The 6463-nt window shown below is 69.6% G+C and carries 5 protein-coding genes; 3 read left to right on the top strand and 2 right to left on the bottom strand.

What is annotated here, in order from left to right; translation table 11 throughout:
* Positions 1-41: 41 nt before the first annotated feature.
* Both AC3ETA_RS28625 and AC3ETA_RS28620 read right to left on the bottom strand, forming a co-directional pair.
* Complete coding sequence (locus AC3ETA_RS28625) at positions 42-1022, bottom strand: pirin family protein (RefSeq protein WP_432195774.1); 981 nt, start codon at positions 1020-1022, stop codon at positions 42-44.
* A 457-nt stretch (positions 1023-1479) separates the two neighbouring features.
* Entirely contained in the window at positions 1480-1962 is a 483-nt protein-coding gene (locus AC3ETA_RS28620) for an SseB family protein (RefSeq protein WP_383412208.1), read from the bottom strand.
* Between the two features lie 229 nt (positions 1963-2191).
* Here AC3ETA_RS28620 and AC3ETA_RS28615 point away from each other — a divergent pair, with 229 nt between their 5' ends.
* The 3 genes from AC3ETA_RS28615 (at position 2192) to AC3ETA_RS28605 (ending at position 6422) form a co-directional block, all read left to right on the top strand.
* Complete coding sequence (locus tag AC3ETA_RS28615) at positions 2192-3037, top strand: intradiol ring-cleavage dioxygenase (RefSeq protein ID WP_432195773.1); 846 nt, start codon at positions 2192-2194, stop codon at positions 3035-3037.
* Positions 3038-3165: 128 nt separating this feature from the next.
* On the top strand, positions 3166-4992 hold the full coding sequence (locus AC3ETA_RS28610; RefSeq protein ID WP_432195779.1) for an acyl-CoA dehydrogenase: 1827 nt from the start codon (positions 3166-3168) through the stop codon (positions 4990-4992).
* A gap of 134 nt (positions 4993-5126) precedes the next feature.
* Positions 5127-6422, top strand: coding sequence for a M18 family aminopeptidase (locus AC3ETA_RS28605; protein ID WP_432195772.1), 1296 nt, complete (start codon positions 5127-5129; stop codon positions 6420-6422).
* Positions 6423-6463 lie beyond the last annotated feature (41 nt).

Below are 6463 nucleotides of genomic sequence, written 5' to 3'. Positions count from 1 at the left end.
CCCCCCCCCTCCCCCCCCCCCCGGGCCCTGTCGGAGCGGGGTCAGGCCTCGGACGGGCCGTCGCCGGACATGCCGTGCACGGCCGGGACGGTGCCGAGCCGGCCCTTCTGGAAGTCCTCGAAGGCCTGCATCAGCTCGTCCTTGGTGTTCATGACGAACGGGCCGTAGTGGGCCATCGGCTCACGGATCGGCTGCCCGCCGAGGAGGACGACCTCCAGGTCCGGGGTGTGCGAGTCCTGCTTCTCGTCGGCGCGGACGGTCAGCGATCCGCCGTCTCCGAAGACCGCCGTCTGACCCAGGTGGATCGCGCGGCGCTCCGCACCCACGCTGCCGCGGCCCGCCAGGACGTAGGCGAGGCCGTTGAAGTCCTCGCGCCACGGCAGGGTGATCTCCGCGCCCGGGGCGAGGGTCGCGTGGATCATCGTGATCGGGGTGTGGGTGATGCCGGGACCCTGGTGGCCGTCCAGCTCACCGGCGATCACCCGCAGCAGCGCGCCACCGTCGGGCGTGGTCAGCAACTGGACGTTGCCGCCGCGGATGTCCTGGTAGCGCGGCGCCATCATCTTGTCCTTGGCCGGGAGGTTCACCCACAGCTGGAGGCCGTGAAAGAGACCGCCGGACATGACCAGCGCCTCCGGCGGGGCCTCGATGTGCAGCAGACCGGAGCCGGCCGTCATCCACTGGGTGTCGCCGTTGGTGATGGTGCCACCGCCGCCGTTGGAGTCCTGGTGGTCGAAGATCCCGTCGATGATGTACGTGACGGTCTCGAAGCCGCGGTGCGGGTGCCAGGGGGTTCCCTTGGGCTCACCCGGCGCGTACTCCACCTCGCCCATCTGGTCCATCATGATGAACGGGTCCAGACGGCGGTAGTTGATCCCGGCGAACGCACGGCGCACCGGGAAGCCCTCACCCTCGAAACCGCTCGGCGCGGTCGTGACGGCGAGCACGGGACGGGCCACCGCCTCCGCGGGCGCGGCGACGCGAGGCAGCGTCAGCGGGTTCTCGACGGTCACTGCAGGCATGTCGGTACCTCCTTGTGCGGCCAGTTTAGTTGAGCGTTGAACTTCTTGCCACCCCTAACGGGAAAAGCACGGCAGCCATTCCCGCCCGGGCATGCCGAAGGCCGACGCCCAGGGCGGGCGCCGGCCTTCGTCACGAGGACCCGGTGCTTCGACGGCGGCTCAGTGTGTCAGCAAGAGCCGGTCCAAGAGGGGCGGACGACCGGTTTCGGGCCGCGAGCGGTGGGTGCCGGCGCTCGCAGCCCACTCAGGCGCGGCTCCACCATGATCGACACCGGCAATCAGGCGTCGGTGCCCGCGCAGGGCACGGCGACCTACCGCGTGGCCATGGCCGGCCCGGGACGCCCGGAGGAGATCGCACGCCGCGAGGTCGATCCGTGAGCCACTGCCGACCGGTGACGGCCCCGACCGGTGACGTCCCCCAGAGATCACCGTGTCCGGAACCCAGTGCAGGCGCAGGTCAGCCGTACATCCGCCGCATCGCGAACTCCACCATCTGCTCCACGGCCTTCGCGTCGAACACCATGCGGTGCTCGCCCTCCATGTCGACGACGAAGCCGTAGCCGGTGGGCAGCAGGTCGATCACCTCGGCGCCGGTGATGACGAAGTACTTGGACTCCTTGCCCGCGTACCTGCGCAGTTCCTTCAGCGAGGTGAACATCGGGATCACTGGCTGCTGGGTGTTGTGCAGGGCGAGGAAGCCCGGATTGTCGCCGCGCGGGCAGTAGACCTTCGACGTCGCGAAGACCTGCTGGAAGTCCTCGGCGGACATCTGCCCGGTGGTGAAGGCGCGCACCGCGTCCGCGAGCGAGGGCGGGGACGGCTCGGGGTAGAGCGGCGGCTGCTGGCCGTATCCGCCGACGCCACCTGCCATGGGCTGCTGCGGCGGGGCGTACTGCTGCTGTGCAGCACCCCCATCCATGGGCTGGCCGTATCCATACATGGGCGCAAGCGTACCGAGAGCCGCCGGGCTGCGGACCGGTACGGGGGGCTGCGGCAAACCGACAGCGACTTGACAGCGACTCGACAGTCACCGCGCTGGTATCGCACCGCGCGCGCTCATAGCGTCGGCCGCAACGCGCGAAGTGCCACGCACGGCACCGCACGGCACCGCACCGCACCGCACCGCACCGCACCGCACCGCACCGCACCGCACCGGCAAGGGGACAGCCATGCACCGACACGAAGACGCCGAGGTCCACGAGCACGACCGCGGGCTCTCCCACGACCTCCCGGTCCTCGCCCGCCGCCGCATGATCCGGCTGATGGCGGGCGCGGGGCTGATCCCGCTGGTGGGCTGCACGTCCGAGGGCGAGACCTCGGCCGACGCCTCCTCCAAGGGCGTCGCCGGCTCCGCCTCGCCAGGCTCGTCCACCTCGTCCGCCGAGTGCGCGACCATCCCCGACGAGACCGCCGGGCCCTTCCCCGGCGACGGCTCGAACGGCGTGAACGTCCTGAAGGAGAGCGGTGTCGTGCGCGGCGACATCACCAAGAGCTTCGGCGACTCCGCGGGCGGGACCGCCGAGGGCGTGCCCCTGACCGTCACGCTGACCGTCGTCGACGCGGCCTCCGGCTGCGGGACGCCGAAGAAGGGCGCCGCCGTCTACATCTGGCACTGCGACCGGGACGGCAACTACTCCCTGTACTCGGACGGCGTCACCGAGGAGAACTACCTGCGCGGCGTGCAGGAGGCGGACGACAAGGGCCAGGTCACCTTCAGGAGCGTCTTCCCCGGCTGCTACGCGGGCCGCTGGCCGCACATCCACTTCGAGGTGTACGGCAGCCTCGCGGACGCCACCGCGGCGACGTCCGTCACGAACACCTCTCAGCTGGCCTTCCCCAGGGACGTCTGCGAGACGGTGTACGCCTCGGACGGCTACGGGACGAGTGTGGACAACCTGAGCGGTCTCTCCCTGGAGACCGACGGGATCTTCAGCGACGGCCACGACCGGCAGCTGGCCGCGATGAAGGGGAGTGTGGCGCGGGGATACACGGCGTCACTGACGGTTCCGGTGTGACCTGTCACAGATCGCGGATCGGGGTTGCGTCTTATTACTGGCGGGTAGCATCATCGTAGCTACTTGTTGGTACGTGAACTAGCGCGAGGATCCAAGTGCCTCGCCGATCCCTCTACGGAGTCGTCACCATGGGGCACTACAAGTCGAACCTCCGCGACATCGAGTTCAACCTCTTCGAAGTACTGGGCCGCGACAAGCTGTACGGCACGGGTCCGTTCGAGGAGATGGACGTCGAGACCGCGAAAAGCATCCTGGAGGAGCTGACCCGCCTCTCCGAGAACGAGCTGGCGGAGTCCTTCGCGGACGCCGACCGCAACCCCCCGGTCTTCGACCCCGAGACGAACACCGCGCCCGTCCCGGCGTCCTTCAAGAAGAGCTACAAGGCCTTCATGGACTCCGAGTACTGGCGGCTCGGCCTGCCGGAGGCCATCGGCGGCACGACCGCGCCGCCGTCGCTGATCTGGTCGTACGCGGAGCTGATCCTCGGCTCGAACCCGGCCGTGTGGATGTACACCTCCGGCCCGGCGTTCGCCGGCATCCTCCACGACGAGGGCACCGAGGTCCAGAAGAAGATCGCGCAGATCGCCGTCGAGAAGACCTGGGGCTCCACCATGGTCCTCACCGAGCCCGACGCGGGTTCGGACGTGGGCGCCGGCCGCACCAAGGCGGTCCAGCAGGAGGACGGCTCCTGGCACATCGAGGGCGTGAAGCGCTTCATCACCTCCGGTGAGCACGACATGGAGGAGAACATCCTTCACTACGTGCTCGCACGCCCCGAGGGTGCCGGCCCCGGCACCAAGGGCCTGTCCCTCTTCCTCGTCCCGAAGTACCTCTTCGACTTCGAGACCGGCGAGCTGGGCGAGCGCAACGGCGTCTACGCCACGAACGTCGAGCACAAGATGGGCCTGAAGGCCTCCAACACCTGCGAGATGACCTTCGGCGACCAGCACCCCGCCAAGGGCTGGCTGATCGGCGACAAGCACGACGGCATCCGCCAGATGTTCCGCATCATCGAGTTCGCCCGCATGATGGTCGGCACGAAGGCGATCTCCACGCTGTCGACGGGCTACCTGAACGCGCTGGAGTACGCCAAGGAGCGCGTCCAGGGCTCCGACCTCGCGGCCTTCGGCGACAAGAACGCGCCCAAGGTCACCATCACCCACCACCCCGACGTGCGCCGCTCGCTGATGACGCAGAAGGCGTACGCGGAGGGCATGCGCGCCCTGGTGCTGTACACCGCCTCGGTCCAGGACGCGATCGCCGTCAAGGAGGCCGCCGGCGAGGACGCCAAGGCCGAGCACGCGCTGAACGACCTGCTCCTGCCGATCGTGAAGGGCTACGGCTCCGAGAAGGGCTACGAGCAGCTCGCGCAGTCGCTCCAGACCTTCGGCGGCTCCGGGTTCCTGCAGGAGTACCCGATCGAGCAGTACATCCGCGACGCCAAGATCGACACCCTCTACGAGGGCACGACCGCGATCCAGGGCCAGGACTTCTTCTTCCGGAAGATCGTCCGCAACCAGGGCGCGGCCCTGAACTCGCTCGCCGAGGACATCAAGAAGTTCCTGGCGCTCGGTGAGGGCGGCGAGGACCTCGGCACGGCCCGCGAGCAGCTCGCCAAGGCGGCCGTGGAGCTGGAGGCGATCGTCGGCCTGATGCTGACCGACCTCGCGGCCACCGAGCAGGACGTCAAGAACATCTACAAGGTGGGCCTCAACACCACCCGTCTGCTGATGGCCTCCGGTGACGTCGTCGTCGGCTACCTGCTGCTCAAGGGCGCCACGATCGCCGCCGAGAAGCTGCAGACGGCCTCCTCCAAGGACAAGGCCTTCTACCAGGGCAAGATCGCGGCGGCGAAGTTCTTCGCGGCCAGCGTCCTGCCCGGTGTCACCGGTGCGCGCAAGCTCGCCGAGGGCGTCGACCTGGACCTGATGGAGCTGGACGAGGCCGCCTTCTAACCGGAGGCGACGACGCCGGAACGACCGCTTCCACCCGGTCGTTCCACGCACTCACGGACAATCCACATCGCCCTTACGAGGGCCCGCTCCCCTTCTCCGGGAGCGGGCCCTCGTACGTCGTTAAGGTGAACCCCATGAGCGAACCCCCCCGCTTCGACCGCGGCCACACCGACGACCTCATGTCCTTCCTGGCGGCCAGCCCGTCGCCGTACCACGCCGTGGCGAACGCCGCCGAGCGGCTGGAGAAGGCAGGATTCAGGCAGGTCGCGGAGACGGACGCCTGGGACGGGACGAGCGGTGGCAAGTACGTGCTGCGCGGCGGCGCGATCGTGGCCTGGTACGTCCCCGAGGGCGCGGCGCCCCACACGCCGTTCCGCATCGTCGGCGCGCACACGGACTCGCCCAACCTGCGGGTCAAGCCGCTGCCCGACACCGGCGCGCACGGCTGGCGCCAGGTGGCCGTGGAGATCTACGGCGGACCGCTGCTCAACTCCTGGCTCGACCGTGACCTCGGCCTCGCGGGCCGGCTGACGCTGCGGGACGGCTCCACGCGACTGGTGAACGTGGACCGCCCGCTGCTGCGCGTGCCCCAGCTCGCCATCCACCTGGACCGCTCGGTCTCCGCGGAGGGGCTCAAGCTCGACAAGCAGCGCCACCTCCAGCCCGTGTGGGGCCTCGGCGACACGCGCGACGGCGACCTGATCGCCTTCCTGGAGGAGACCGCCGGGCTGGCGGCCGGCGAGGTCGCCGGCTGGGACCTGATGGCCCACTCCATCGAGGCACCCGCGTACCTGGGCCGCGACAAGGAGCTCATGGCGGGTCCCCGCATGGACAACCTGCTGTCGGTGCACGCCGGCGCGGCGGCGCTGGCCGCGGTCGCCGGCTCCGGCGCCGCGCTGCCCTGCATCCCGGTGCTGGCGGCCTTCGACCACGAGGAGAACGGCTCGCAGAGCGACACCGGCGCGGACGGGCCGCTGCTGGGCAGCGTCCTGGAGCGCTCGGTGTTCGCGCGCGGCGGGTCGTACGAGGACCGGGCACGCGCCTTCGCCGGCACCGTCTGTCTCTCCTCCGACACCGGCCACGCGGTCCACCCCAACTACGCCGAGCGCCACGACCCGACGCACCACCCGCGCGTCAACGGCGGGCCGATCCTCAAGGTCAACGTCAACAACCGCTACGCGACCGACGGTTCGGGCCGGGCGGTGTGGGCGGCGGCCTGCGAGAAGGCCGAAGTCCCCTTCCAGTCCTTCGTCTCCAACAACTCCATGCCCTGCGGCACCACCATCGGTCCGATCACCGCGGCCCGGCACGGCATCAAGACCGTCGACATCGGCGTGGCGATCCTGTCGATGCACAGCGTGCGGGAGTTGTGCGGCACGGACGACCCGTGGCTGCTGGCGAATTCGCTGGTGGCGTTCCTGGAGGGGTAGTCCGAGATACGTGGGGTACCCGCCTGCGACCGGAACCACCG

Source organism: Streptomyces sp. bgisy027, assembly GCF_057710365.1.
This window is presented reverse-complemented; position numbering and strand designations above follow the sequence as displayed.

Coding starts and splice junctions, on each gene's coding strand:
- AC3ETA_RS28620 (WP_383412208.1), bottom strand. CDS start 1,962: ATGTATGGATACGGCCAGCCCATGGATGGGGGTGCTGCACAGCAGCAG.
- AC3ETA_RS28625 (WP_432195774.1), bottom strand. CDS start 1,022: ATGCCTGCAGTGACCGTCGAGAACCCGCTGACGCTGCCTCGCGTCGCC.
- AC3ETA_RS28615 (WP_432195773.1), top strand. CDS start 2,192: ATGCACCGACACGAAGACGCCGAGGTCCACGAGCACGACCGCGGGCTC.
- AC3ETA_RS28605 (WP_432195772.1), top strand. CDS start 5,127: ATGAGCGAACCCCCCCGCTTCGACCGCGGCCACACCGACGACCTCATG.
- AC3ETA_RS28610 (WP_432195779.1), top strand. CDS start 3,166: ATGGGGCACTACAAGTCGAACCTCCGCGACATCGAGTTCAACCTCTTC.